Annotated in this window: 23 protein-coding genes and 1 pseudogene; 14 read left to right on the top strand and 10 right to left on the bottom strand. The window is 71.9% G+C overall.

Annotation, left to right across the window (positions count from 1 at the left end; translation table 11 throughout):
• The first annotated feature begins 4 nt into the window (after window positions 1-4).
• Complete coding sequence (gene hemF / locus BLW17_RS07350; protein WP_036731064.1) at window positions 5-859, top strand: oxygen-dependent coproporphyrinogen oxidase; 855 nt, start codon at window positions 5-7, stop codon at window positions 857-859.
• 14 nt (window positions 860-873) lie between these two features.
• On the opposite strand, the gene BLW17_RS07345 is transcribed toward hemF, so the two are convergent.
• From BLW17_RS07345 to BLW17_RS07335, 3 genes are all read right to left on the bottom strand, one after another.
• Window positions 874-1,740: an EamA family transporter gene (locus tag BLW17_RS07345; protein ID WP_036731033.1), complete on the bottom strand. Its 867-nt coding sequence runs from the start codon at window positions 1,738-1,740 to the stop codon at window positions 874-876.
• Between the two features lie 3 nt (window positions 1,741-1,743).
• Window positions 1,744-2,808 carry a uroporphyrinogen decarboxylase gene (gene hemE / locus BLW17_RS07340; RefSeq protein WP_052176146.1) on the bottom strand — a complete coding sequence of 355 codons (1,065 nt, stop codon included), beginning with the start codon at window positions 2,806-2,808 and terminating at the stop codon, window positions 1,744-1,746.
• Between the two features lie 156 nt (window positions 2,809-2,964).
• On the bottom strand, window positions 2,965-3,270 hold the full coding sequence (locus BLW17_RS07335) for a DUF6476 family protein (protein WP_052176148.1): 306 nt from the start codon (window positions 3,268-3,270) through the stop codon (window positions 2,965-2,967).
• Here BLW17_RS07335 and BLW17_RS07330 point away from each other — a divergent pair.
• The gene (locus BLW17_RS07330) at window positions 3,269-4,336 is read left to right on the top strand and encodes an RluA family pseudouridine synthase (protein WP_036731034.1); all 1,068 of its coding nucleotides are present in this window, start codon (window positions 3,269-3,271) and stop codon (window positions 4,334-4,336) included. The genes BLW17_RS07335 and BLW17_RS07330 overlap by 2 nt on opposite strands.
• 106 nt (window positions 4,337-4,442) lie before the next feature.
• Complete coding sequence (rpoH, locus tag BLW17_RS07325; protein ID WP_036707169.1) at window positions 4,443-5,345, top strand: RNA polymerase sigma factor RpoH; 903 nt, start codon at window positions 4,443-4,445, stop codon at window positions 5,343-5,345.
• A gap of 959 nt (window positions 5,346-6,304) precedes the next feature.
• On the opposite strand, the pseudogene BLW17_RS07320 reads toward rpoH, so the two are convergent.
• Window positions 6,305-6,544, bottom strand: a pseudogene (locus BLW17_RS07320) (accessory factor UbiK family protein); the annotation flags it as partial.
• Window positions 6,545-6,731: 187 nt separating this feature from the next.
• Here BLW17_RS07320 and lgt point away from each other — a divergent pair.
• The 3 genes from lgt to pgeF all read left to right on the top strand — a co-directional run bounded on the left by lgt (window position 6,732) and on the right by pgeF (window position 9,567).
• On the top strand, window positions 6,732-7,619 hold the full coding sequence (gene lgt, locus BLW17_RS07315; protein ID WP_036731036.1) for a prolipoprotein diacylglyceryl transferase: 888 nt from the start codon (window positions 6,732-6,734) through the stop codon (window positions 7,617-7,619).
• 8 nt (window positions 7,620-7,627) lie between these two features.
• Complete coding sequence (locus tag BLW17_RS07310; protein ID WP_052176155.1) at window positions 7,628-8,710, top strand: class I SAM-dependent methyltransferase; 1,083 nt, start codon at window positions 7,628-7,630, stop codon at window positions 8,708-8,710.
• Between the two features lie 98 nt (window positions 8,711-8,808).
• Complete coding sequence (pgeF, locus tag BLW17_RS07305) at window positions 8,809-9,567, top strand: peptidoglycan editing factor PgeF (protein ID WP_036731037.1); 759 nt, start codon at window positions 8,809-8,811, stop codon at window positions 9,565-9,567.
• 6 nt (window positions 9,568-9,573) lie between these two features.
• Here pgeF and BLW17_RS07300 read toward each other — a convergent pair whose 3' ends face one another.
• Window positions 9,574-10,065, bottom strand: a complete 492-nt coding sequence (locus BLW17_RS07300) for an Lrp/AsnC family transcriptional regulator (RefSeq protein WP_036703383.1) — start codon at window positions 10,063-10,065, stop codon at window positions 9,574-9,576.
• 172 nt (window positions 10,066-10,237) lie between these two features.
• Here BLW17_RS07300 and trxB point away from each other — a divergent pair, with 172 nt between their 5' ends.
• From trxB to BLW17_RS07280, 4 genes are all read left to right on the top strand, one after another.
• Window positions 10,238-11,272: a thioredoxin-disulfide reductase gene (gene trxB, locus BLW17_RS07295; RefSeq protein WP_083388345.1), complete on the top strand. Its 1,035-nt coding sequence runs from the start codon at window positions 10,238-10,240 to the stop codon at window positions 11,270-11,272.
• A 168-nt stretch (window positions 11,273-11,440) separates the two neighbouring features.
• Entirely contained in the window at window positions 11,441-13,159 is a 1,719-nt protein-coding gene (locus BLW17_RS07290; RefSeq protein WP_036735178.1) for a bifunctional sulfate adenylyltransferase/adenylylsulfate kinase, read from the top strand.
• A 136-nt stretch (window positions 13,160-13,295) separates the two neighbouring features.
• Entirely contained in the window at window positions 13,296-14,108 is an 813-nt protein-coding gene (locus tag BLW17_RS07285) for a hypothetical protein (protein WP_052176528.1), read from the top strand.
• On the top strand, window positions 14,105-15,061 hold the full coding sequence (locus BLW17_RS07280; protein ID WP_036735175.1) for a glycosyltransferase family 8 protein: 957 nt from the start codon (window positions 14,105-14,107) through the stop codon (window positions 15,059-15,061). Before BLW17_RS07285 ends, BLW17_RS07280 begins: the two co-directional genes overlap by 4 nt.
• On the opposite strand, the gene BLW17_RS07275 is transcribed toward BLW17_RS07280, so the two are convergent.
• Both BLW17_RS07275 and BLW17_RS07270 read right to left on the bottom strand, forming a co-directional pair.
• The gene (locus tag BLW17_RS07275) at window positions 15,048-15,275 is read right to left on the bottom strand and encodes a DUF1150 family protein (protein ID WP_036703387.1); all 228 of its coding nucleotides are present in this window, start codon (window positions 15,273-15,275) and stop codon (window positions 15,048-15,050) included. The genes BLW17_RS07280 and BLW17_RS07275 overlap by 14 nt on opposite strands.
• Before the next feature lie 15 nt (window positions 15,276-15,290).
• Window positions 15,291-15,701: an Hsp20 family protein gene (locus tag BLW17_RS07270; protein ID WP_036703389.1), complete on the bottom strand. Its 411-nt coding sequence runs from the start codon at window positions 15,699-15,701 to the stop codon at window positions 15,291-15,293.
• Window positions 15,702-15,886: 185 nt separating this feature from the next.
• Between BLW17_RS07270 and BLW17_RS07265 the strand changes: the two genes are divergently transcribed.
• From BLW17_RS07265 to BLW17_RS07255, 3 genes are all read left to right on the top strand, one after another.
• Window positions 15,887-16,105, top strand: coding sequence for a YdcH family protein (locus tag BLW17_RS07265; RefSeq protein ID WP_036703390.1), 219 nt, complete (start codon window positions 15,887-15,889; stop codon window positions 16,103-16,105).
• A 93-nt stretch (window positions 16,106-16,198) separates the two neighbouring features.
• Window positions 16,199-16,684 (top strand): 5-(carboxyamino)imidazole ribonucleotide mutase, encoded by a 486-nt coding sequence (purE, locus tag BLW17_RS07260; RefSeq protein ID WP_036735173.1) that lies wholly within the window; start codon window positions 16,199-16,201, stop codon window positions 16,682-16,684.
• Entirely contained in the window at window positions 16,677-17,738 is a 1,062-nt protein-coding gene (locus BLW17_RS07255; RefSeq protein WP_036735168.1) for a 5-(carboxyamino)imidazole ribonucleotide synthase, read from the top strand. The genes purE and BLW17_RS07255 overlap by 8 nt, the downstream gene beginning before the upstream one ends.
• A gap of 60 nt (window positions 17,739-17,798) precedes the next feature.
• Here BLW17_RS07255 and BLW17_RS07250 read toward each other — a convergent pair whose 3' ends face one another.
• The 3 genes from BLW17_RS07250 to BLW17_RS07240 all read right to left on the bottom strand — a co-directional run bounded on the left by BLW17_RS07250 (window position 17,799) and on the right by BLW17_RS07240 (window position 21,997).
• Window positions 17,799-19,004: a dipeptidase gene (locus tag BLW17_RS07250; RefSeq protein ID WP_081969196.1), complete on the bottom strand. Its 1,206-nt coding sequence runs from the start codon at window positions 19,002-19,004 to the stop codon at window positions 17,799-17,801.
• A gap of 4 nt (window positions 19,005-19,008) precedes the next feature.
• Entirely contained in the window at window positions 19,009-20,829 is a 1,821-nt protein-coding gene (locus BLW17_RS07245; protein ID WP_139305955.1) for a M3 family oligoendopeptidase, read from the bottom strand.
• A gap of 103 nt (window positions 20,830-20,932) precedes the next feature.
• Window positions 20,933-21,997 carry an alkane 1-monooxygenase gene (locus BLW17_RS07240; RefSeq protein WP_052176527.1) on the bottom strand — a complete coding sequence of 355 codons (1,065 nt, stop codon included), beginning with the start codon at window positions 21,995-21,997 and terminating at the stop codon, window positions 20,933-20,935.
• A 339-nt stretch (window positions 21,998-22,336) separates the two neighbouring features.
• On the opposite strand from BLW17_RS07240, the gene BLW17_RS07235 reads away from it, so the two are divergent.
• Entirely contained in the window at window positions 22,337-23,641 is a 1,305-nt protein-coding gene (locus BLW17_RS07235) for an O-acetylhomoserine aminocarboxypropyltransferase/cysteine synthase family protein (protein WP_052176526.1), read from the top strand.
• Window positions 23,642-23,695: the final 54 nt, after the last annotated feature.

The raw sequence follows: 23,695 nt of genomic DNA, 5'->3' as shown, positions 1-23,695 counted from the left end.
CGAGATGACCGCCGAGCGGGCCGAGGCCGCGCGCTGGTTTCACGAACTGCGGGACCGCATCGTGGCGGCGTTCGAGGCGCTCGAGGATCGCGCGGGCGGGACGGCGCCCGCGGGCCGGTTCGAGGTGACGCCGACGGCGCGGGCCGGCGATGGCGGCGGCGGGATCATGTCGGTGATGCGCGGTGGCCGGGTGTTCGAGAAGGTCGGCGTGAACTGGTCCGAGGTCCACGGCACGCTCGCCCCCCGCGCGCAGGCCGCGATGGCCGCCCGCGGGGTGCCGGGGATGGCCGAGGACCCGCGGTTCTGGGCCTCGGGGATCAGCCTCGTCGCGCATATGCAGAACCCGCACGCGCCGGCCGTCCACATGAACACGCGGATGTTCTGGACCCCCGGCGCCTGGTGGTTCGGCGGCGGGTCGGACCTCAACCCCTGCATCGAATATGCCGAGGACACGCGGCATTTCCACGACACGCTGCGCGCCGCCTGCCTACCGCACGGCAGCGACTATTACGACCGCTTCAAGGCCTGGGCGGACGAGTATTTCTTCATCCCCCACCGCGGCCGGGCGCGGGGCGTGGGCGGGATCTTCTACGACGACCTGAACACCGCCGACTGGCAGGCGGACTTTGCCTTCACCCGCGCGGTGGGCGAGGCGTTCCTGCCCGCCTTTCTGCCGCTCGCCGAGCGGCGCATGGAAACGCCCTTCGACGCCGCCGACCGCGACGTCCAATTGATCCACCGCGGGCTCTATGCCGAATACAACCTCGTCTATGACCGGGGGACGAAGTTCGGGCTCGAGACCGGGCACAACGCCGATGCGGTGCTGATGAGCCTGCCGCCGCTGGCGAAATGGGTCTGACGGTCCGCTGAACCTCAGGCGGCGCGCAAGAGCCACGCGACCCCGGCCACGACCAGCGCCATCCCGGCCAGCTCGCGCCGCCCCATCGCCTCGCGGCGGCGGCGCGAGACGGCGGCGGCAAACACGACCTCGACCAGCGCGAGGGTGCGGACGTCCGCGGCCGGGGCCAGCGCGAAGCCGATGAACCAGAACTGCGAGGCGAGCGCGCCGAGAAACCCGGCGCCGAGCGACTCGCGCCACGCCGACGCCATCCCCCGCAGGGCGCGCCGGTCGCGGGCGGCAAGCCAGCCGCCGATTAGCAGCGTCTGGATCGCCAGGGCAAGGACCAGCACGACGCTCGCCCGCGCGACGCTCGGGCCCTCGCCAAGGGCGAGGATCGCCGCCCGGAACCCCAGCGCCGACAGCCCGAACAGCGCCCCGGCCGCCACCGCCAGCGCGACCGGGCGCCCGCCCGCCCGCTGCCAGCCGCCGCCCGAAAGCAGCAGCACCCCCAGCGTGGCGGTGGCGATGGCGCCGAGCCGCGCGGGCCCCAGCGGCTCGGCCAGCACGGCCGCGCCCATGAGCGCGAGCGTCAGCGGCTCGGTCTTGACCAGCGCCGTGGCCACGGCAAAGCCGCGCCGCTGCATGGCCGACAGCATCAGCGCGGTGGCGGCGATCTGGGCCAGCGCGCCAACGAGCGCCCAACCCGCGGCAAGCGCCGTCAGCGCCGGCAGCGGCGCGGCCTGCGCCACGGCGAAAAGGAACAGCAGCGCGAAGGGCAGGCCGAATAGAAAGCGCACCCCGGTCGCGCCCATCGTCCCGATGCGCGCGGTCAGCCCCGCCTGCGCCGCGTTGCGTCCGGTCTGGGCCAGCGCGGCGATCAGCGTGGCCGCGATCCACATGGGTCAGGCCCCGGCGCGCACCGTCTCGACCATCAGCGCGACATTCTCGGGGTCGGCGTCGGGGGTGATCCCGTGCCCGAGGTTGAAGATATGCGGCCCGCCCGCGAACGCCCGCACGATGCGCCGCGTCTCGTCGACCAGCGCCGGACCCCCGGTGACCATGTGCCCGGGCGCGAGGTTCCCCTGCACGCAGCCGTCCACCTGCACGTTCGCCGCCGCCCACTCGGCCGCGACCGAGTTGTCGAGCGCCACCGCATCCGCCCCCGTCGCCCGGGCGAAGCCGACGTAGCGCGCCCCCGCCTCGCGCGGGAAGGCGATGATCGGCACGCTGGGGTGACGCGCTTTCAGCGCGGCGATGATCCGGGCGATCGGCGCGCGGCAGAAATCGTCGAAATCCTGGCCTTCGAGGCTGCCGGCCCAGCTGTCGAACAGCTTCACGACCTCGGCCCCGGCCTCGATCTGGGCCGAGAGATACTCGATCGTCGCCTCGGTCAGCCGGTCGATGATCGCCGCAAAGGTCGCCCGGTCAGCGGCCTTGAGCGCGTGCGCCGCGCCCTGGTCCTTGGACCCGCGCCCGGCGATCATGTAGGTGGCGACCGTCCACGGCGCCCCGGCAAAGCCGATCAGCGTCGTCTCGGCGGGCAACTCGCGGCGCAGGATGCGGATCGTCTCGTAGACCGGCGCGAGGGTCTCGTGGACCGCGCCCGCGGGTTTCAGTGCGGCGACCTCGGCCGGCGTGGTGGTGGTCGAGAGTCGCGGCCCCTCGCCGGTGACGAACCACAGGTCAGAGCCGAGCGCCTGCGGCACCAGCAGAATGTCGGCGAACAGGATCGCCGCGTCGAACCCGTAGCGGCGGATCGGTTGCAGCGTGACCTCGGCGGCGAGGTCGGGATTGTAGCAGAGCGACAGGAAGTCCCCGGCCTGCGCCCGCGTCGCGCGGTATTCGGGCAGGTAGCGCCCGGCCTGCCGCATCATCCAGATCGGCGGCGTGGGCAGGCGTTCCCCCGCCAGCGCGCGCAGGATGGTCTTGGTCGGGGCCGGGGCGGCGGGGGAGGGGGCGTCGGTCATGGTGCGCCCTTGTCGCAAGCCGCACGGCGCAGCGCAAGCGGCGCGGGCGTGCGCGGATTGCCGCGGGGGGGTGGGGTCTGGAGCCTTCGCGTCAGCCCGGCGGCTTGTTTCTGGCCCCAATACACCTCGGCGCCGGCAAGCGGTGCGGTGAGGCGCCTACTCCACCGCCACCTGCTGCCGCAACTGCCCGGCGCGGTCATAGACCAGCACCTCGCCGGCCTCGGTCACCACCACCGTCCAGTTGCGGGCAAAGGTCACCGCCGCGGCCCGCGCCCCCACGGGCAGCACGACCCCCTCGGGCAGCACCGGCAGCGGCGGTTGCGACAGCCGCAGCCACAGGATCGCCACCAGCGACAGGATGCCGACGCCCATCGCCAGCGCGAGCCCCGTGACCACCCGGCGCAGCCAGGCCAGTTCGGGGACTTTCGCCGCCCCGGCCGTGCCCCTATCATCGCCTGCCATGCCCGATCTCACCTCTGACCCTGACGCCGCTCTCGTCATCACCCTCGCCGAGACCGGCGAGATACCCGACCGCGTTGATAAGGCGCTGGCCGCCGCCGCGCCAGCGTCGGCGGCGCTGTCGCGCTCGCGCCTCGCCCGGCTCATCGCCGAGGGCGCCGTCGCGGGGCCCGCCGGACCCGTCACCGACGGCAAGGCCCGCGCGCTGCCCGGCGACTACAGCATCCGCCTCGACCCGCCGCGCCCGATCGCGGCCGAAGCGCAGGCCATCGCGCTGAACATCGCGTATGAGGACGACGCGCTGATCGTCATCGACAAGCCCGCGGGCATGGTCGTCCACCCGGCGCCGGGGACGCCCGACGGCACGCTGGTCAACGCGCTGCTCGCCCATTGCGCGGGCAGCCTGTCGGGGATCGGCGGGGCGGCGCGGCCGGGGATCGTGCACCGGATCGACAAGGACACCTCGGGCCTGCTCGTCGTCGCCAAGACCGACCGCGCCCACCAGTCGCTCGCCCGTCAGTTCGAGGATCACTCGGCCGCCCGCCGCTATCTCGCCCTCGCCCACGGCGTCATCGACCCGGCCGACCCGCGGCTGCGCGGCCTTGCCGGCGTCAGCTTCGAGCCGGGCAACGTGCTCAGGATCGCCACCCGCCTCGGCCGCCACCCGACCGACCGTCAGCGCCAGGCGGTGAGCCATGAGCGCGGCCGCCACGCCGTGACGCGGGCCGTGATGCGCGAGGCCTTCGGCACCCCGCCCGCGGCGATGCTGGTCGAATGCCGGCTCGAGACCGGCCGCACCCACCAGATCCGCGTGCATCTCGCCTATTGCGGCCTCGGGCTGATCGGCGACCCGGTCTATGGCGGCGCGCGTCGCGCCTCGACCCGGGCGCTGGGCGCGGCGGCGGCCGAGGTCGCGGCCTTCCCGCGCCAGGCGCTGCACGCCGCGCATCTGGGGTTTGCGCACCCCGACGACGGCCGCTGGCTCGCCTTCGACAGCCCGCTGCCGGCCGACATGGCGGCGCTGCTCGACGCGCTGCGCGGGGCCGGTGACGCCACGGCGGCGAAGTGAAACGCTCAGGAACCCGAAGCCCCTGACTGGCGTTTCCACTCGGTTAACCCGACACCCGTTAGATTGCCCGCGCCGATGCCCGATTCGGCCATATTGCAGGACACCGATGGCCAGCTACACCAACCTTCCGGCCCCCAGCCCCGAACAGGGGATGAACCGCTATCTTCAGGAAATCCGCAAGTTCCCGCTGCTGGAACCGGAAGAAGAGTACATGCTCGCCAAGGCCTGGGTGGACCACGAGGACAGCGCGGCCGCGCACAAGCTCGTGACCTCGCACCTGCGTCTCGCGGCCAAGATCGCCATGGGCTACCGCGGCTACGGCCTGCCGCAGGCTGAGGTGATCTCCGAGGCGAACGTGGGCCTGATGCAGGCAGTCAAGCGCTTCGACCCGGAAAAGGGCTTCCGCCTTGCGACCTACGCGATGTGGTGGATTCGCGCCTCGATCCAGGAATACATCCTGCGGTCGTGGAGTCTGGTGAAGATGGGCACCACCTCGGCGCAGAAGAAGCTGTTCTTCAACCTGCGCAAGGCCAAGGCCAAGCTGGGCGCGCTGGAAGAGGGCGACCTGCGGCCCGAGAACGTGGCCCGGATCGCCCATGACCTGAACGTGACCGAGCAGGAGGTGGTGGACATGAACCGCCGCCTCTCGGGCGGGGACGCCTCGCTGAACGCGACGGTCGGCAGCGCCGACGGCGATTCGACGGCGCAGTGGCAGGACTGGCTCGAGGACGACACCGCCAACCAGGCCGAGGCCTATGCCGAGGCCGACGAGCTCGACACCCGCCGGTCGATGCTGACCGCGGCGATGGACGTGCTGAACGACCGCGAGCGCGACATCCTGACCGAGCGCCGCCTGCGCGACGACCCGGTAACGCTGGAGGATCTGTCGGGCCGCTACGGCGTCTCGCGCGAGCGCATCCGTCAGATCGAGGTTCGGGCGTTTGAGAAGCTACAAGAGCGCATGCGCCGGCTTGCGGGTGAGCGTGGGATGGAGATGGGGGAGGAGTAGGGGGCTAGGGGCCGTGGCAGGTTGCGGCCCCACTGGACAGGAGGTCGTGCTACCCCTTGTGAGAAGTCCAGCCGCCCCCATGGCAAACGGCGTTATGGCTGGTCGTCAGTTATGGCTGGTGCTGAGGCGTTACGCGATGGCAAGCCCGGCCCTTTGACGGCCATATTCACACGACGCGGGCAGTGTTCTGCGAATTGGTGATGACGTGCGACCAGCGTGATGCACCTCGATGTGGAGCCATCGTGGTACACTTCGTCCATGTGGCTAGCGGCTGTGAGCATCCCCGACTGGGCCGATAAGCGCGGTTTTGCGTCAGACTGACCTGCACTGCCGCTAGATATTCGCTATCCGCACAAACCGTGTCAGGCGCGCACATAGTCCTGCCACCAAGAATATTTGGCAGACCGGCATATCTCACGCCGGGCCACGCTCGATATTTACTGCTTTTAGGTGATGAAATCAGCCGAGCTCTCCGCGCAAAGCCTAACGCGGTTGATCGCGTTTCAGTCTCGCGGCGGGCTAACCGATTCTTCCGGGTCGATAGCTGGGATCGACCCGGCTTCCTGCCGAACGCGGATCTCGGCTGTCCATTTTTCTTCTTCGCGTTCGCGGCGAACTCGAAATCGCCGGCTCGACAGCAAGGGCGTCGCTCCTGACGGGCCAGCGGCCCGCGCTCGGCCGCTAGTGTCAGCGTCGGCCGACTAATGCGGGATCATTCGCGCTCGGTCCAACCCGCTCCGGTTGCCTGAGCAACTTCGGCGCGCCGCGGGGGGTCACGCGCGCGAGCCCCGGGCCCCCGCGTCACGCCATCGCCGCGCCCTAGGCACGGCCCGTCTCACCTACTTCTGCGCGTCGCCAGCGCCGCCTGTGGCGCCAGCACCGCCCGTGGCGCCAGCACCGCCCACGGGGCCAGCACCGCCCGCGGCGCTGCTGCCAGCACCACCCGCAGCCCCAACCCGAAGCGTCTCGATCATCGCCCGCAGCTCGGCATTCTCGGTCCGCGCCTTGATCGCCATCTCGCGCACCGCCTCGAACTCGTCGCGGGTGACGAGGTTGCGGTCGGCGAGCCAGCGGTCCACCCAGCCCTTCATCGCCGTCTCGGCCTCGTCGCGGGCGCCCTGGGCCACGCCCATCGCGTTGCTCATCAGCCGCGACATGTCGTCGAAAAGGCCGCCGGTGCCGGGTTTCTGGGTGGTCATGCGCGTCATCCTGTTGCCAAGGGGCGCGCCGGTCCGGGCGCCTCATCCGGGGGCAATATGGCGGGGGCGGGGCCTGCGTTCAATCCGCCGCGGTTGACACCCCGCGGCGGCGGGGCCAAGCAGCCCCGGTGGCGCGCGCCCCGACCGGCGCGCCCGTCCCCGCCCTGCGTCGCGCGCCCGAGGTCCCATGATCCCCTTTCCCGACATCTCGCCCGACATCTTCACCATCACCCTCGCGGGGCGCGAGTTCGCGCTGCGGTGGTACGCGATGGCCTATCTCGTCGGGCTGCTGCTCGGCTGGTGGATCATCGCCGCGCTGATGCGCCGCCCGGCGCTCTGGGGCGGCACCGCGCCGATGCGCGCGGGCCAGGTCGAGGAGCTGCTGACCTGGATCGTGGCCGGCGTGATCCTTGGCGGCCGGCTCGGGTTCGTGCTTTTCTATGAGCCCGCCTATTACCTCGCCAATCCGGCCGAGATCGTGAAGGTCTGGCAGGGGGGCATGTCCTTCCACGGCGGCTTCCTGGGCGTGGTGATCGCCGCCGCGCTGTTCGCGCGCCGGAACGGCATCCCGCCCCTGCGGCTCGCGGACGCGCTGGCGGTCGCGGCGCCGGCCGGGTTGCTGCTCGGCCGGATCGCCAACTTCATCAACGCCGAGCTCTGGGGCCGCCCGACCGACGCGCCCTGGGGGGTGATCTTCCCCGGCGCCGCCGCGCAGGACTGTCCTGGCGTCGTCGGCCCCTGCGCGCGCCACCCGAGCCAGCTGTACGAGGCCGGGCTCGAGGGGCTGCTGCTCGGGCTGATCCTCTTCCTCCTCGTCCGCCGCGGCGGCCTGCGCCGGCCGGGGCTGGCGCTCGGGGTGTTCCTGGCCGGCTACGGGCTGGCGCGCTTCGTGGTCGAGTTCTTCCGTCAGGCCGACGCGCAGTTCGTCACCCCCGACAACCCCTGGGGCCATGTCCTCGGCGGGCCGGTCTGGGGGCTGACGATGGGGCAGCTGCTCTCGCTGCCGATGCTGCTCATCGGGCTGGGCTTCATCCTCGCCGCCCGGCGCAGGCCGCCCGCGGGCCCCCGCCCGTGACCCCGCCCGTGACCCCGCTCGCGCGGCTGATCGCGCAGCGGATCGCGGTCGAGGGGCCGATGCGGCTCGACGACTACATGCGGCTCTGCCTGCTGCATCCGGCGCATGGGTATTACGCCACCCGCGACCCGTTCGGCGCGCAGGGCGACTTCACCACCGCGCCCGAGATCAGCCAGATGTTCGGTGAGCTGGTGGGCCTCGCGCTCGCGCAGGCGTGGCTGGACCAGGGCAGCCCCGCGCCCTTCACGCTGGCCGAGCTGGGGCCGGGGCGGGGGACGCTGATGGCCGACATCCTGCGCGCCACCGCCCGGGTGCCCGGCTTCCGCGCCGCGGCGCGGGTCGAGCTGGTCGAGGCCTCGGCGCATCTGCGCGGCGTCCAGCGCGCGCGTCTGGGCGAGGTCACCCACCGCGACCGCGCCGAGGGCCTTCCCGAGGCGCCGCTGTTCCTTGTCGCCAACGAGTTCTTCGACGCCCTGCCGATCCGCCAGTTCGAGCGCCACCCCGACGGCTGGCGCGAGCGGATGGTGAGCCTGCGCGACGGGGCGCTGGCGCTGGCGCTCGGTCCCCCCGGCGACGCCGCCCGCCCCGGCGCGCCGGGCGAGATCCGCGAGGTCTGCGCCGAGGCGATCCCGGTCGTGGCCGAGGTCGCGGGCCGCATCGCCCGCCACGGCGGCGCCGCGATCGTGATCGACTACGGCACCTGGGACGGGCAGGGCGACAGCCTGCAGGCGCTGCGCCGCCACGCGCCCGACGACATCCTCGCCCACCCCGGCGAGGCCGACCTGACGGCGCACGTCGATTTCGCCCCGCTGGCCGGGACGGCGCTGGCGGCGGGTGCGGCGGCCTCGTGCCCGGTGCCGCAGGGGGAGTGGCTGTTGTCGCTGGGGCTGGCGCAGCGGGCGGCCCGCCTGACGGCGGCTGGCGACGCCGGGGCCGCGGCGGCGATGGAGCGCTTGACCGCGCCCGCCGCGATGGGACAGTTGTTCAAGGCGATGGCGATCTATCCGCGCCACAGCCCGCCACCGCCGGGATTCAACGCCCTTCCCGCCGCGGCCGACCCCGTGCCCGCCGGTCTGCCGGCCGGCCGCTGATCCGCGCCCCCTTCAGGGCGCGCCCCGCCACCAGAGCCGCCACGCCACGCCACGCCGCGCCGACCCGACCCGAGACCCGAACCACCCGGACCCTGCCGATGAGCCTCGAGATAATCACCCATCCGACCCTCGCGCCGCTCCGGCACGGGTTCTTCACCCGGCAGGGCGGGGCCTCGTCGGGGCTGTTCCGCGGGCTCAACTGCGGGCGCGGCTCGAGCGACCAGCAGGGGATCGTGGCGGTGAACCGCGCCCGCGTGGCCGAGGCAATGGGGGTGGCGCCGGACCGCCTCGCCACCGTCCACCAGACCCATTCGACCCGCGTGGCGCGGCTGGCCGAGGGCGACGATCCGGCGGCGCTGGCGGGGGTCGAGGCGGACGCGATCGTGACCGCCACCCCCGGGGTCGCCATCGCGGTGCTGACTGCCGACTGCCAGCCGGTGCTGCTGGCCGACCCCGAGGCGGGCGTCATCGGCGCGGCCCATGCGGGGTGGAAGGGGGCGCTCGACGGCATCCTCGAGGCCACGGTGGCGGCCATGCGCGACGCCGGGGCCACCCGCATCCGCGCCGTCATCGGCCCGACCATCAGCCTGCGCGCCTATGAGGTGGGCGAGGAGTTCATGGACCGGTTCCTCGCCGAGGCGCCCGAGTCCGAGCGGTTCTTCTCGGGCGGGCCGAACGGGCGGCCGATGTTCAACCTGCCGGGCTTCGGCCTCGCCCGGCTGCGCGATCTGGGGGTCGATGCCGACTGGACCGGGCACTGCACCTATTCCGACCCCGAGCGCTTCTTCAGCTACCGCCGCGCGACCCACGAAGGGGCAGCGGACTACGGCCGGCTGATCTCGGCCATCCGGCTCTGACGCGGCTCAGGCGCGGGCCAGCGGCATCGCGTCGAAGGGCACCCCCGGCTCGTCCTTGGCGCCGCGGATCACGAGGCTGGTCTTGACGCTCGCCACGTTGTCGGCGGCCGTCAGCTCCTGCGTCAGGAAGCGCTGGAACGTGGGCAGGTCGGGCGCCACGCATTTCAGGATGAAGTCGATCTCGCCGTTGAGCATGTGGCACTCGCGCACCAGCGACCAGCCGCGGGCGCGGTCCTCGAAGGCCGAGAGGTCGCGCTCGGACTGGCTGACGAGGCGCACCATGGCGAAGACCTGCACCTCGAACCCGAGTTCGCGGGCGTCCACCTCGGCGTGGTAGCCGCGGATGTAGCCCTGCTCTTCCAGCGTGCGGACCCGTCGCAGGCAGGGCGGGGCCGAGATGCCGACGCGGCGCGCCAGTTCGACATTCGTCATCCGTCCGTCGGCCTGCAATTCCGCAAGGATCTGGCGGTCGATGTCGTCTAGTCGGGCGCCAGCCATGAGGCCTCCGGTCGGGAAATCGCAGCTTGATTATCTTTCACGCCCCCGATCCGCAAGATTGTTTCGCGCCGGCAGCATTGCGGACGCGGCGGCGGGCTTGGTTGATCGCGGCGGGTGCAGGGCTTAGGTCAGGGCGCAACTGCCCCTGCCGCACGCCCGAAAGGCCCCGCCGATGTCCGATGCCGTCCCCCTGACCGATGCGCCCACCCCCGCCTCTGCCGCCCCGATCGAGCCGCACCAGCGCCTCGTCATCATCGGCTCGGGGCCGGCGGGCTACACCGCGGCGGTCTATGCCGCCCGCGCGATGCTGACCCCGGTGCTGATCCAGGGGATGCAGCCCGGCGGGCAGCTCACCATCACCACCGAGGTCGAGAACTGGCCCGGCGACACGCAGGTGATGGGCCCCGACCTGATGGTGCGGATGGAAGCGCACGCCCGCGAGATGGGGGCGCGGATCGTGACCGACACGGTGACCGCGCTGGACCTGTCGCAGCGTCCCTTCCGGCTGACCTGCGACAGCGGCCGGACGCTGACCGCCGACGCGGTGATCCTCGCCACCGGGGCGCAGGCGCGCTGGCTCGGGCTGCCGTCGGAAGAGAAGTTCAAGGGCTTCGGCGTCTCGGCCTGCGCGACCTGCGACGGGTTCTTCTACCGCGGCCGTCAGGTGATCGTCGTCGGCGGCGGCAACACCGCGGTCGAGGAGGCGCTTTTCCTGACCAACTTCGCCAGCAAGGTGATCCTCGTTCACCGCCGCGACAACCTGCGGGCCGAGCGGATCATGCAGGACCGGCTGTTCAAGCACCCGAAGGTCGAGGTGATCTGGAACGCCGAGCTGGCCGAGGTGACCGGGACCGAGGCGCCGCTGGGCGTCACCGGCGCGGTGCTGCGCTCGACGGTGGACGGCACGACCCAGACGGTGGCCGCGGACGGGGTGTTCGTGGCGATCGGCCACTCGCCCGCGTCCGAACTGGTCAAGGACCAGCTGACGCTGAAAGAGGGCGGCTATGTCGCGGTCGAGCCGGGCTCGACCCGCACCTCGATCCCCGGGGTGTTCGCCGCGGGCGACCTGACCGACGACGTCTACCGGCAGGCCGTGACCAGCGCCGGGATGGGCTGCATGGCGGCGCTCGACGCCGAGCACTGGCTTGCCGCCGAGGGGCTGGCCGAGGGGACCGCCGTCCCCGCGCAGGCGACCGAGGTCGCCTGAGCCCCCGCCGCCCCGCCGTTCGGCCCAGCCATGCCGGGGGCGCGGGGCGGATTTGCCGTGGCGGCTCGGTTGCGAAGCGCGCCCCCCGGGGCTAAGGGGGCGACGCACGCCCCCTTTTTGTTTGCCTCAGCCGGGCTTGCGTCGTTTTCGTTCAACCCGAGTGTGCAGATGATCCAGCAGCCGAACCTCGCGCCGATCCCGGAACTCTACGTCAACGCCGACTCGGCCCAGAAGCTCAAGGCCGACGCCGGGACGATGCCCTCGTGGGATCTGACCCCGCGCCAGCTCTGCGACGTCGAGCTGCTGATGAACGGCGGCTTCCACCCGCTGCGGGGCTTCCTGACCGAGGCCGACTATGACGGCGTGGTCGAGAACATGCGCCTGTCCACGGGCGACCTGTGGCCGATCCCGGTGACGCTGGACGTGAGCCAGGCCTTTGCCGACGGCATCGAGCCGGGCACCGACATCGCGCTGCGCGATCAGGAGGGCGTGATCCTCGCCATCATGTCGGTCACCGACAAATGGACGCCGAACAAGACCCGCGAGGCCGAAAAGGTCTTCGGCAACGGCACCGACGATCTGGCCCACCCGGCGATCAACTATCTGCACAACGTCGCCGGCCCGGTCTATCTGGGCGGGCCGATCACCGGCATCCAGGCGCCGACGCACTATGACTTCCGCGCCCGCCGCGACACCCCGAACGAGCTGCGCGCCTTCTTCCGCAAGATGGGCTGGCGCCGGATCGTCGCCTTCCAGACCCGCAACCCGCTGCACCGCGCGCACCAGGAACTGACCTTCCGCGCCGCCCGCGAGGCGCAGGCGAACCTGCTGATCCACCCGGTCGTGGGCATGACCAAGCCCGGCGACGTGGACCACTTCACCCGCGTCCGCTGCTACGAGGCGGTGCTGGACAAGTACCCGCAGGCGACCACCCACCTGTCGCTTCTGAACCTCGCCATGCGCATGGCCGGCCCGCGCGAGGCGGTGTGGCACGGCATCATCCGCCGCAACCACGGCCTGACCCACATGATCGTCGGCCGCGACCACGCGGGGCCGGGCAAGAACAGCCAGGGGCAGGACTTCTACGACCCCTATGCCGCGCAGGAGCTGTTCCGCGAGCATCAGGCCGATATCGGCATCGAGATGGTCGACTTCAAGCAGATGGTCTACGTGCAGGAGCGCGCGCAGTACGAGCCGCGCGACGAGGTGGAAGAGGGCGCGACGATCCTCGACATCTCGGGGACCGAGCTGCGCCGCCGCCTGCGCGAGGGGCTGGAAATCCCCGAGTGGTTCAGCTTCCCCGAGGTCGTGGCCCAGCTGCGACGCACCTCGCCCGCGCGCGACAAGCAGGGCTTCACGGTGTTCTTCACCGGGCTGTCCGGCTCGGGCAAGTCCACCATCGCCAACGCGCTGATGGTCAAGCTGATGGAGATGGGCGGACGTCCGGTCACGCTGCTCGACGGCGACGTGGTCCGCAAGCACCTGTCGTCGGAACTCGGGTTCTCGAAGGAGCACCGCGACATCAACATCAAGCGCATCGGCTATGTCGCGTCCGAGATCACCAAGAACGGCGGCATCGCCATCTGCGCGCCCATCGCGCCCTATACCGCGACCCGCCGGGCGGTGCGCGAGATGGTCGAGGCGGTCGGCGCCTTCGTCGAGGTCCATGTCGCCACCAGCCTCGAGGAATGCGAGCGCCGCGACCGCAAGGGGCTCTACAAGCTGGCCCGCGAGGGCAAGATCAAGGAGTTCACCGGGATCTCGGACCCCTACGAGGAGCCCGCGAACCCCGAGCTGCGCGTCCAGACCGAGGGCGTGGACGTGGATTACGCCGCCCAGCAGGTTCTCTTGAAGCTTGAGCAGATGGGGCTGATCGGCCTGTCCTGATCGCCGTCCCACCGCGAGATGTCAGCGCACCCCCCGGCCGGTCCGGGGGGTGTTTGCGTTTCCGGGCGCGGGGGCGGCGGTTGACAAGCCCGGCCCTGCAGTCCACCCCCGGCCGGATGATCGAAAAGGCGCGCCGATGACCGAGCCGGTCCTGATCCTGTGCATGAAATGGGGCACGCTCTATGGCGCGCGGGACGTGAACGCGCTCGCCCGCGGCGTGGCGCGGCACCTGGCGCGGCCGCACCGGTTCATCTGCTTCACCGACGACGCGACCGGCCTCGACCAAGGGATCGAGGCACGGCCGCTGCCGGCGCTCGACCTGCCGCCGGGGTCGGGGGACACGCGCTGGCGCAAGCTCGCGCTCTTCAACCCCGACCTGGGGCTGACCGGGACGGCGCTGTTTCTCGACCTCGACCTGGTGATCGTCGGGCCGCTCGACCCGTTCTTCGAGGTGCCGGGCGAGGTGGTGATCCTGCGCGACGACGACCTGTTCCGCGCCAAGCCGCTGCGCCGTCTGAACCCGGCCCGCGACCGCTTCCTGCACATGGTCGGCAACACCTCGGTGTTCCGCTACCGGGTCGGCGCCCACCCGCAGGTGGTGCGCGCCTATCTCGACGATCCCGCCGCCGCCGCGGCGCGCTATGAGCACGAGCAGCAGCTCGTGAGCGACGTGCTGGACCGGCAGGGGGTGCTGTCCTACTGGCCGCAGGGCTGGTGCGTCAGCTTCAAGAACGACTGCGTGGGGCGGGGGCTGGCGAGCTGGTGCGGTGACCCCGAGGCACCACCCGGCGCGCGGATCGTGCTCTTCGCCGGCAGTCCCAAGATGGCCGACGTCCTCGCCGGCCGGGGCGGGCGCTGGTATCGCCGGATCGGGAACATCGACTGGCTGCGCGCGGCGTGGGAGGGCGGGGCGGAGGGCGATGGCCCCGAAGCCGGAGGCCGGGCGTGACCCTGCATCTCGTCACCGGGTCGGATGACAACTACGCGGCGGGGGTGCTGGTGCTCATCGCCTCGGCGGCGTTCCACACCCCCGACCTGCGGGTGACGGTGCTCGACAATTGCATCTCGGCCGCGAACCGCGCCCGCATCGACGCGCTGGGCGCGCGGCTCGGGGTGCCGCTGGCGCGGGTCGAGATTGGCGCTGACGCCTTCGCCGACCTGCCGGTGCGGCGCGGGCACCTGACGCGCAGCACCTATCTGCGGCTGCTGATCCCGCAGCTGCTGCCCGAGGCCGAGCGGGTGCTCTACATGGACTGCGACATGGTGGTGACGGACGACCTGTCGCCGCTGGCCGCGCTGCCGCTGGGCGATGCGGTGGTGGCAGCGGTCCCGGACCCGAGCCCCGACGCGGCCGAGCTGGCCTCGACCGGGGTGGCGCGCGGCGCCTATGTCAACGCCGGGCTGCTGGTGATGAACCTGCCCGTGTGGCGGGCCGAGGGGGTCGCCGAGCGTTGCCTCGCGCTGCTGTCCGACCCGGCGCGGCCGCTCATGTCCGAGGATCAGTCGGCGCTCAACATCGCGGCCGCGGGGCGCATCCTGCCGCTGCCCGCGCGCTACAACGTCTATGCCGACCCGGCCGCCTATCCCGGCGCCGCAGCCGTTCCGGCCGATCCGGCGGTGATCCACTACGTCGTCGGCCACAAGCCGTGGGCGGCGCGGGGGGTGATGATGGGCGAGGTGTGGCGCCACCACGCGGGCCTGATCGCCGCGCAGATGCCGCCGCTGCCCGCGGCGTCGCTGGGCAGTCGGCTTTCGGCGTTCAACCGCCAGCGGAAACTGTGGATGGGGTTGGCCGCCGGGCGGGGGAAATACCGCACCCAGCGACAGGTCCGCGCCGCCATGCGGCGGGTGGCGGCCCGCTACCTTGCGCAGGTCGCGGGCCGGCCGGTCAGTGGACGCTGACCGGGTTCAGCTCGTTCTGGCGGGCCAGCATGAAGGCCATGTGCCGGTCGCGGACCAGCGCCAGGCGCTCTCCGTCGATGCCGTGCACGGCGTAGAGCGCGTCGAGGCCGGGCGCCTGCTCGCGCACCTCGTCGGGCAGGCTGTCCATCGCCACCCGGCGGACATAGACGACATTGCCGTCGGCCATCTGCGGAAAATCGTGTTTCATGTTCATCTTGGCGATCCCCTTCTAGGTGCGGCTGATCGGTATGGTGCGGACGACGCTCTGCGGCGTGATGCGGCGCAGATCGACGTGGAGGAGCCCGTTCTCGAGCGCGGCACCCTCGACCTCGATCCCCTCAGCCAGCACGAAGCTGCGCTGAAAGGCGCGGGCGGCGATGCCGCGGTGCAGGAACACCCGGTCCTCGGCCGCCTCGGACTGGCGGCCGCGGATGATGAGCTGGCGGTCCTCGATGGTCAGCGACAGGTCCGCCTCGGCAAAGCCCGCCACGGCGAGCGTGATGCGGAAACCGTCCGCGCCCGACTGCTCGATGTTGTAGGGCGGGTAGGCGTCGGCGCCCTTGGCGGCGCGCTCGGCCAGCCGTTCGAGCTGGTCGAACCCCAACAGGTAGGGGTGCGTCCCCAGAGTCATCTTCGTCATCGGCGTCCTCGGTCCACAAGCGACTGCGTTGGCCCGGGCCCCTCAGGCGGCGACCCGGTCCCCCGAGATATGTGCGCGCCGCAGCGTTGGTGCAAGATGGGCGCAAGTTTCGCTTATCAAGACGGGGGCCGCGGCGGTATGGTCGCAGCCATCCGATTCCGCCGTCTTTTCAAGGGCCCGCACCGATGAACGCCGACCACGAGATGACCCACGAAGAGATCATCCGCACCCGGCTCGAGGTGATGCGCCGCCAGCACCGCGAACTGGACGAGCAGGTGTCGGGGATGAGCGCGGGCGGCGTCGTGTGCAGCCTGACGCTGGGGCGGCTGAAGAAGGAAAAGCTGGTCCTCAAGGACCAGATCGCGCGGCTCGAGGATGAGCTGACCCCCGACATCATCGCCTGACACCGCGTCCGCGCGGCGCGGCCGTTCGGGGCGCGTTGCGTCCGCCCGGCGCGCCCCTATGATGCGCGCCGACGCGAAATCTGGGGGTCGGGCATGGACAAGCCGGTCGGCATCATCATGGGCAGCCAGTCGGACTGGGCGACGATGCGCGAGGCGGCGGCGATCCTCGACGAGCTCGGCGTGGGCTACGAGGCCCGGATCGTCAGCGCCCACCGCACCCCCGACCGGCTCTGGGACTATGGCCGCGCGGCGGCGGGGCGGGGGCTCAAGGTGATCATCGCGGGTGCGGGCGGGGCCGCGCATCTGCCCGGCATGATGGCGTCGAAGACGCGGGTGCCGGTGATCGGCGTGCCGGTGCAGACGCGGGCGCTGAACGGCGTCGACTCGCTTTATTCCATCGTCCAGATGCCCAAGGGCTATCCGGTCGCCACCATGGCGATCGGTTCGGCGGGGGCGGCCAATGCCGGGCTGATGGCGGCCGGCATCCTCGCGCTGTCGGACGCGGCGCTGGCCGAGCGGCTGGACGCCTGGCGGGCGGCGCTCTCGGCCTCGATCCCCGAGGAGCCGCGCGATGAATGACCCGCTCGCCCCCGGCGCCGTGATCGGCATCCTCGGCGGCGGCCAGCTGGGCCGGATGCTCTCGGTCGCGGCCAGCCGGCTCGGCTATCGCTGCCACATCTACGAGCCGGGCGCCGCGCCCGCCGGCGACGTGGCCTTCCGCCTGACCACCGCACCCTACGAGGACGAGGCGGCGCTGCGCGCCTTTGCAGCCTCGGTCGATGTGGTGACCTATGAGTTCGAGAACGTGCCGGCCGCGGCGCTCGACCTGATCGAGAGCCTGGTGCCGATCCGCCCCAACCGCCGCGCGCTGGCGGTGAGCCAGGACCGGCTGACGGAGAAGGATTTCCTCTCCGGCCTCGGCCTCGCCGTTGCGCCCTATGCGGCCGTGGACAGCGCCGACGATCTTGCCGCCGCGCTCGCCGGTCAGGACCGCGCCATCCTCAAGACCCGCCGCTTCGGCTATGACGGCAAGGGGCAGCTTCGGCTTGCGGCGGGCGACGACCCCGCCGCGGCCTGGGCTGAGGTGAACGCCCCCGCGGTGCTCGAGGGGTTCGTGGATTTCACCGCCGAGATCAGCGTGATCGTCGCGCGCGGCGCGGACGGGGCGGTGGCGGCCTATGACCCGGGCCTGAACGTCCACGAGGGCGGCATCCTGCGCACCACGACCGTGCCCGCGGGTGTGCCCGGCCGCCTGATCCCCGAGGCGGTGCTGATCGCCAGCCGCATCGTCACGGCGCTCGACTATGTCGGCGTGATGGGGGTCGAGCTCTTCGTCACCCCCCGCGGGCTGGTGGTCAACGAGATCGCCCCGCGGGTCCACAACTCGGGTCACTGGACGCAGGCCGGCTGCGCCGTGGACCAGTTCGAGCAGCACATCCGCGCGGTGGCCGGCCTGCCGCTGGGCGACGGCCAGCGCCATGCGGATGTGGTGATGGAGAACCTGATCGGCGACGACATGGACCGGGTGCCCGCGCTGCTGGCGGCGCCCGACACGCAGGTCCACCTCTATGGCAAGGCCGAGGTGAAGCCGGGGCGCAAGATGGGGCACGCGAACCGCATCCTGCGGCGTTGAAAGGCCACTTGGGCCAGAAAGACGCGTCTTTCTGGCCCGAATACCCGCGCCGCAGGCGATCTAGCGCGGCAGCGTCTCGCGCAGGTAGCGGATGGTGTTGCCGCCCATGACCTTGTCGATCTGGTCCTCGGTCAGCCCCTGATCGATCAGCGCCTGGGTCAGCGCGGGCAGGCCGGCCGCGTCAAAGGGCACCCCGACCGAGCCGTCCCAGTCCGACCCCAGCCCGACCGCATCCTCGCCCACGAGGTCGATGGCGGCGCGGATCGCCCGGGCGATTCCGGCGGGCGTGCCGTCGCAGGTCACGTCGGCCCAGAAGCCGATGCCGATGATCCCGCCCTTGGCCGCGATCTGTCGGACGAGGTCGTCGGGCAGGTTGCGCGGCGTGTCGCAGGCGCTGCGGATGCCGGTGTGCGACAGGATCGGCCGGGCGCCGGGGATCGCCAGCACCTGGCGGACGATGGCGGGCGAGGCATGGGCGAGGTCGATCACCATGTTGCGCGCCACCAGCCCCTCGACCACCTCGCGCCCGAAGGGCGTCAGCCCGGCCTGCGAGGTGCCGTGCAGCGAGCCGCCGAGTTCGTTGTCGAAGAAATGGGTGATGCCGACGAGGCGGAAGCCGGCCGCCTCCATCACGCCGAGGTTGGCGATCTGCCCCTCGAGCGGGTGCGCCCCCTCCATCCCGAGGATCGCGCCGATGACCCGCTTGCCCGCCGCGCGGTCGGCCAGCACCCCGTCGAGATCGGCGCGCGAGCGGATCAGCCGCACCGCCTCGGGGTGGCGCTCGGCCAGCCGGCGCAGGCGGGCGGCCTGGTCGAGCGCGCGCTCCTTGAGGCTAAACCAGCTCTGCACCGGGCGAAGCTGGCCGATCACCAGCGGCGTGATGTTGTCGGGCGCCTCGGCGGTGTTGGTGGCGTAGTTCTGGCCGCGCGGCGACTTGGTGACGGTGGTAAAGACCTGCACCGCCACGTTGCCGCGGTCGAGCCGGGGCAGGTCCACATGGCCCTCGGGCCGCTCGCTCGCGAGGTCGCGGTCCCAGAGCAGCGGGTCGGCGTGCAGGTCGGCGATGGAAAGCCGCGCGTGCAGCGCCGCCGCCTCGTCCGAGACGTGCCACGGCTGCGCCGCCGTCACCGGGTTCAGCCGGTCCGCGACGATCCGCGGCCCGAAGACCGGCACTGCGGCTGCCGCGAGCGCCACCACCGCGGCGGCACCCAGCAGGACGCGGCGCAGGCGGCGGGGCTTCGCGCGGCCGAAGGGGTCGCGGGCCACCCGCTCAGCCCTCCATCGCCTCGAGCTCGTCGATGAAGCCCTCGATCATCGACAGCCCCTTGTCCCAGAACGCCGGGTCCGCAGCGTCGAGCCCGAAGGGCTGAAGCAGCGTCGAGTGATGCTGCGACCCGCCCGCCTTGAGCAGGTCGAAGTAGCGCGCCGGGAAGCCCTCGGGCGCGGCCTCGTAGGCGGCGTAGAGCGCGTTCACCAGCCCGTCCCCGAAGGCATAGGCATAGACGTAGAAGGGCGAGTGGATGAAATGCGGGATATAGGCCCAGAAGGTCTCGTACCCCTCCATGTAGTCGAAGGCGTCGCCGAGGCTTTCGTGCTGGACCGTCATCCAGATCGCGTTGATGTCGTCGGGGGTGAGCTCGCCCTCGGCGCGGGCCGCGTGCAGGCGCGACTCGAAGTCGTAGAAGGCGATCTGGCGCACGACGGTGTTGATCATGTCCTCGACCTTGCCGGCCAGCAGCGCCTTGCGCTGGGCGGGGTCGGTGGTCCTGGCCAAGAGCGCCCGGAAGGTCAGCATCTCGCCGAACACGCTCGCTGTCTCGGCCAGCGTCAGCGGGGTCGAGGCGAGCAGCTCGCCCTGCGCCGCGGCCAGCCGCTGGTGGACGCCGTGGCCCAGCTCATGCGCGAGCGTCATCACGTCGCGCGGCTTGCCGAGGTAGTTCAAGAGCACGAAGGGATGCGCGTCGGTGACGGTCGGGTGGGCAAAGGCGCCGGGCGCCTTGCCGGGCTTCACGGCGGCGTCGATCCAGCCGCGCTCGAAGAACGGCTCGGCCAGCTTCGCCAGTTCAGGGTCGAAGCCTGCATAGGCGTCCAGCACCGTGGTGCGCGCCTCGTCCCAGCCGATCAGCCGCGGGGTTTCCTGCGGCAGCGGCGCATTGCGGTCCCAGACCTGCAGCTTCTCCAGCCCCAGCCAGCGCGCCTTGAGCCGATAGTAGCGGTGCGAGAGCCGCGGATAGGCCGCCACCACCGCGTCGCGCAGCGCCTGCACGACCTCGGGCTCGACGTGGTTCGACAGGTGTCGCCCGTGCTGGGGCGTGGGCATCTTGCGCCACTTGTCCTCGATCGCCTTTTCCTTGGCGAGGGTGTTGTGGATGCGGGCGAACAGCTTGACGTTGTCGGTGAAGACCCGCGCCAGCGCCCGCGCCCCGGCCTCGCGGCGGGTCCGGTCGTGGTCGGTCAGCAGGTTCAGCGTGGCCTCGAGCCCCAGCGTCTCGCCGTCCACGTCGAAGGTCAGCGCGGCGGTCGTCTCGTCAAAGAGCCGGTTCCAGGCGGCGGCGCCGACCACCGAGTTGTCGTGCAGGAATTTTTCCAGCTCGTCCGAAAGCTGGTGCGGCCGCATCGCCCGCATCCGGTCGAACACCGGCTTGTAGCGCGCCGGCCCGTCCGCGGCGGCAAAGACGGCCTCGTAGGTCGCATCCGGGATGCGGTTGAACTCGAGGCTGAAGAAGACCAGCGGCGTGGTCATGTCGGTGATCTTCGCCTGCAGGTCGCCCATCGCCTTGGCCCGGCCCGCGTCGGTGGTGTTCTGGTAGTAGCGCAGGCCCGCATAGGACATCAGCCGCCCGGCGATCAGGTCGATGGTCTGGTAGCGCTCGATGCACTCCAGCATCTCGGCGGGCGAGAGATCGGCCAGCCGCCCCTCGTAATCGGCCGCGAAGCTGGCGGTCGCCTCTTCCAGCCGGGCGAGGTCGGCCTTAATCTCGGGCGCGTCGGGGCCGGTGTAGAGGTCCGACAGATCCCACTCCGGCAGCGGCCCGAGGTCGAGTGCGGCGGCGCCGGGCTGTTCGGCATCGAAATGGCGGCTGCGGGTCATCTGCGGTCTCCTTGGCGTCATGCGGTTCCATCTGACCCTTCGCGGCGCGCGGTTCAAGGCGTGGCGCGGGGGATGGGCGGTGCGGCGCCGGTGGCCCGTCGGGTCACGGCCCGGGCGGCAGCGCCTGCATCCGCGCCACGCGCCGGTCCATGACCCGCCGCCAGAGCGGGGGGATCAGGGCGATGGCCGCCATCACCGGCAGCGACCACGGCAGCAGCGGCCGCGGCAGCGCCGCCCGGTCGAGGCGCAGCGCCGGCCAGGGGCGGGCGGGATGGGCATGGTGGTCCGAGTGGCGGGGCGCATTGACCAGCATCAGCGAGGACAGAAGATGCGGCGCGTCCCAGCTGTGGCGCGCGTCCACCGGCTCGGGTCGCCCATCGGCGCGGCGCGCCCGGCGCAGCCCGTAGTGCTGGACGTAATCCGACAGCATCAGCTGCATCTGCGCGTAAAGGCAGAGCCCGAGGTAGATCAGCGCCGCCAGCGGCCCGAGCGTCAGCGCGACCAGCGCCACGCAGGCAAGGCCGCCCCCGACCCACCAGCGGTACGGGTTCACCCGCCCCGGCTGCCGGGCCGCGAGCGCCTTTTCGGCGGCGAGCCCGGCGCGGAACGACCCCGCCCAGGCGCGCGGGAAGAAGCGCCAGAAGCTCTCGCCCGCGCGGGCCGAGTTCGGGTCGGCGTCGGTCGCCACATGGCGGTGGTGGACGAGGCGGTGGGCCGAGACGTGGTGGCCGAAGAGCAGGGTGACGTAGACGAGCGCCCCGGCCCGGAACAGCAGCCGGCTGCCGCGGTGGATCAGCTCATGGGCGTTGGCGTTCGAGACCTGTCCCATGAACATCCCGGTCCCGAGAAACAGCGCGGCGTGCGCGGCGCCCGAGAGCGGCGGCCCGGCTCCCGCGAGCGCCCGCAGCGCCAGCACCAGCAGCATGAGATGGGCGGCGACGAGCACGAGCGAGACGGCGTCCGCGCCCAGATGCGCGGCGCCCTCGGGCGGATCGGGCAGGGCGCGGGCGGCGAGCGTGTCGATCGACTGGCTGACGCCTGCCACCCACAGGAACCCGACCCAGACCCAGGCGCCGCCCCAGAGCGCCCCCGCCGCGAGCACCAGCGCCGGGAACAGCGCGGCGGCGCCATAGGCGATGACCGGGGCAGGGCGCGAGAGCGTCTTCATGGCGCGATCCTAGAGCGCGTGCCGCGCCGAGGGAACTGCTCCACACCCCGGCCTCCCCGGCGCGGCCCTACGCTCCCCTCACAGGGCAGCCCACCGCACCCCCCCTTTCTTTCTTGCCAAAATATCCCCGCCGGAGGCAGCCGGCCGCGCCGCCGGGCAGGACGCCGGACCGGCGCGCGGCGGGAACGCCGGACCCCGCGCCCGCCCCCGCCGGCGCCCGAGGACAACGATTCCGCCGCACCCGTCCGCGGCGGGACGAAACGTCCTTGCCGGCGGCGCCGATTGCCTCGTACGGGCGGCCGACCTAGGGTCTGGCGAACACGCAAACGGGGGACGACCATGACCGACCAGACCGACCCGCGCCCGACCGACGCCAAGGCGCAGGGGTTCGACACCATCGCCATCCACGCCGGCGCCGCGCCTGATCCTGCCACGGGCGCGCGGCAGGTGCCGATCTACCAGACCACCGCCTACCAGTTCCGGGACGCCGACCACGCTGCCGCGCTCTTCAACCTGCAGGAGGTCGGCTACATCTACTCGCGCCTGACCAACCCGACGGTCAGCGCGCTGCAGGCGCGGCTCGCGGCGCTCGAGGGCGGGGCCGGGGCGGTCGCCTGCTCGTCGGGGCACGCGGCGCAGATCATGGCGCTGTTCCCGCTGATGGGGCCGGGGCGCAACCTCGTCGCGTCGAACCGGCTCTACGGCGGGACGATGACGCAGTTCAGCCAGACCATCCGCCGCTTCGGCTGGTCCTGCCGCTTCGTCGACCTCGACGACACCGACGCGGTGCGCGCGGCGATCGACGACGACACCCGGGCAATCTTCGTCGAATCGATCTCGAACCCCGGCGGCTACGTCACCGACATCCCGGCCATCGCCGCCATCGCGGATGACGCGGGCATCCCGCTGATCGTGGACAACACCCTCGCCTCGCCCTTCCTCTGCCGCCCGATCGAGATGGGGGCGACGCTGGTCGTGCACAGCCTGACCAAGTACCTGACCGGCAACGGCACGGTGACCGGCGGCGCGGTGATCGATTCCGGCAAGTTCGACTGGTCGGCCAGCGACAAGTTCCCCTCGCTCTCGGCGCCCGAGCCGGCCTATCACGGGCTGAAGTTCCACGAGACCTTTGGCGCCGCCGCCTTCACCTTCCACGGCATCGCCATCGGGCTGCGCGACCTCGGCATGACGCTGAACCCGCAGGCAGCGCATTACACGCTGATGGGGATCGAGACGCTGGGCCTGCGCATGGCGCGCCACGTCGAGAACGCGGTGACGGTCGCCGAATGGCTGGCCGCCGACGACCGCGTCGAGGCGGTCAGCTACGCCGGCCTCCCCTCGAGCCCGTGGCACGAGCGGGTCGAGCGGCTCTATCCCAAGGGGGCGGGCGCGCTCTTCACCATCCGCCTCAAGGGCGGCTACGAGGCCTGCGTGGCGATGATCGGGCGGCTGAAGCTGATCAGCCACGTCGCCAACCTCGGGGACGCGCGGACGCTGGCGATCCACTCGGCTTCGACCACCCACCGGCAGCTCACCGAAGAGCAGCAGGTCGCCGCGGGCGCCGGGCCGGACCTCGTGCGGCTGTCGATCGGGATCGAGGACCCCGCCGACATCATCGCCGATCTCGATCAGGCGCTGGGCTGAGCACATTTCAGGCGGCGGCGGGGCGGTCGCCTTGCTACCGCTCCCCGACGCCCA

The sequence above is a fragment of the Paracoccus sanguinis genome, assembly GCF_900106665.1.
GTDB classification, from domain to species: Bacteria; Pseudomonadota; Alphaproteobacteria; order Rhodobacterales; family Rhodobacteraceae; genus Paracoccus; species Paracoccus panacisoli.
The sequence above is the reverse complement of the archived record's forward strand: the minus strand, read 5'-3'. Positions and strand labels throughout refer to the sequence as shown.

Coding starts and splice junctions, on each gene's coding strand:
- trxB (WP_083388345.1), top strand. CDS start 10,238: ATGTCCGATGCCGTCCCCCTGACCGATGCGCCCACCCCCGCCTCTGCC.
- BLW17_RS07330 (WP_036731034.1), top strand. CDS start 3,269: ATGCCCGATCTCACCTCTGACCCTGACGCCGCTCTCGTCATCACCCTC.
- BLW17_RS07265 (WP_036703390.1), top strand. CDS start 15,887: ATGAACGCCGACCACGAGATGACCCACGAAGAGATCATCCGCACCCGG.
- BLW17_RS07345 (WP_036731033.1), bottom strand. CDS start 1,740: ATGTGGATCGCGGCCACGCTGATCGCCGCGCTGGCCCAGACCGGACGC.
- BLW17_RS07290 (WP_036735178.1), top strand. CDS start 11,441: ATGATCCAGCAGCCGAACCTCGCGCCGATCCCGGAACTCTACGTCAAC.
- pgeF (WP_036731037.1), top strand. CDS start 8,809: ATGAGCCTCGAGATAATCACCCATCCGACCCTCGCGCCGCTCCGGCAC.
- hemE (WP_052176146.1), bottom strand. CDS start 2,808: ATGACCGACGCCCCCTCCCCCGCCGCCCCGGCCCCGACCAAGACCATC.
- BLW17_RS07270 (WP_036703389.1), bottom strand. CDS start 15,701: ATGACGAAGATGACTCTGGGGACGCACCCCTACCTGTTGGGGTTCGAC.
- BLW17_RS07335 (WP_052176148.1), bottom strand. CDS start 3,270: ATGGCAGGCGATGATAGGGGCACGGCCGGGGCGGCGAAAGTCCCCGAA.
- BLW17_RS07245 (WP_139305955.1), bottom strand. CDS start 20,829: ATGACCCGCAGCCGCCATTTCGATGCCGAACAGCCCGGCGCCGCCGCA.
- BLW17_RS07285 (WP_052176528.1), top strand. CDS start 13,296: ATGACCGAGCCGGTCCTGATCCTGTGCATGAAATGGGGCACGCTCTAT.
- BLW17_RS07235 (WP_052176526.1), top strand. CDS start 22,337: ATGACCGACCAGACCGACCCGCGCCCGACCGACGCCAAGGCGCAGGGG.
- lgt (WP_036731036.1), top strand. CDS start 6,732: ATGATCCCCTTTCCCGACATCTCGCCCGACATCTTCACCATCACCCTC.
- BLW17_RS07300 (WP_036703383.1), bottom strand. CDS start 10,065: ATGGCTGGCGCCCGACTAGACGACATCGACCGCCAGATCCTTGCGGAA.
- BLW17_RS07255 (WP_036735168.1), top strand. CDS start 16,677: ATGAATGACCCGCTCGCCCCCGGCGCCGTGATCGGCATCCTCGGCGGC.
- purE (WP_036735173.1), top strand. CDS start 16,199: ATGGACAAGCCGGTCGGCATCATCATGGGCAGCCAGTCGGACTGGGCG.
- BLW17_RS07240 (WP_052176527.1), bottom strand. CDS start 21,997: ATGAAGACGCTCTCGCGCCCTGCCCCGGTCATCGCCTATGGCGCCGCC.
- hemF (WP_036731064.1), top strand. CDS start 5: ATGACCGCCGAGCGGGCCGAGGCCGCGCGCTGGTTTCACGAACTGCGG.
- BLW17_RS07275 (WP_036703387.1), bottom strand. CDS start 15,275: ATGAACATGAAACACGATTTTCCGCAGATGGCCGACGGCAATGTCGTC.
- rpoH (WP_036707169.1), top strand. CDS start 4,443: ATGGCCAGCTACACCAACCTTCCGGCCCCCAGCCCCGAACAGGGGATG.